Annotated in this window: 1 protein-coding gene; it reads left to right on the top strand. The window is 66.1% G+C overall.

Going from position 1 to position 834, the window contains the following annotated elements:
• Nucleotides 1–834 (top strand): urocanate hydratase (gene hutU, locus HX821_RS31920; RefSeq protein ID WP_256349009.1); only part of this gene is annotated, 834 nt, incomplete at both ends.

The following is an 834-nucleotide window of genomic DNA, read 5'->3' as shown; positions in this document are numbered from 1 at the left end:
CGCCCGGACATGGTCACCGACCAGACCAGCGCCCACGACCCGCTCAACGGCTACCTGCCCGCCGGCTGGACCTGGGACGAATACCGCGCCCGCGCCAAGACCGAACCGGCCGAAGTGATCAAGGCCGCCAAGCAGTCGATGGCCGTGCACGTCAAGGCCATGCTCGAGTTCCAGAAACAAGGCATCCCGACGTTCGACTACGGCAACAACATCCGTCAGATGGCGCAAGAAGTGGGCGTGGAAAACGCCTTCGACTTCCCGGGTTTCGTCCCGGCCTACATCCGTCCGCTGTTCTGCCGTGGCATCGGCCCGTTCCGTTGGGCTGCGCTGTCGGGCGACCCGCAAGACATCTACAAGACCGACGCCAAAGTCAAAGAGCTGATCCCGGACGACGCGCACCTGCACAACTGGCTGGACATGGCCCGCGAGCGCATCAGCTTCCAGGGCCTGCCGGCACGTATCTGCTGGGTTGGCCTGGGCCAGCGCGCCAAGCTCGGCCTGGCATTCAACGAAATGGTGCGCAGCGGCGAGCTGTCGGCACCCATCGTGATCGGCCGCGACCACCTGGACTCCGGCTCGGTGGCCAGCCCCAACCGTGAAACCGAATCGATGCAGGACGGTTCCGACGCCGTGTCCGACTGGCCACTGCTCAACGCCTTGCTCAACACCGCCAGCGGCGCGACCTGGGTTTCGTTGCACCACGGCGGCGGCGTCGGCATGGGCTTCTCCCAGCACTCGGGCATGGTGATTGTCTGCGACGGTACCGACGAAGCCGCCGAGCGTATCGCTCGCGTGCTGCACAACGACCCGGCGACCGGCGTGATGCGTCATGCG

Origin of the sequence: Pseudomonas sp. B6001 (assembly GCF_013386015.1) — a bacterium.
GTDB lineage: Bacteria > Pseudomonadota > Gammaproteobacteria > Pseudomonadales > Pseudomonadaceae > Aquipseudomonas.
This window is presented reverse-complemented; position numbering and strand designations above follow the sequence as displayed.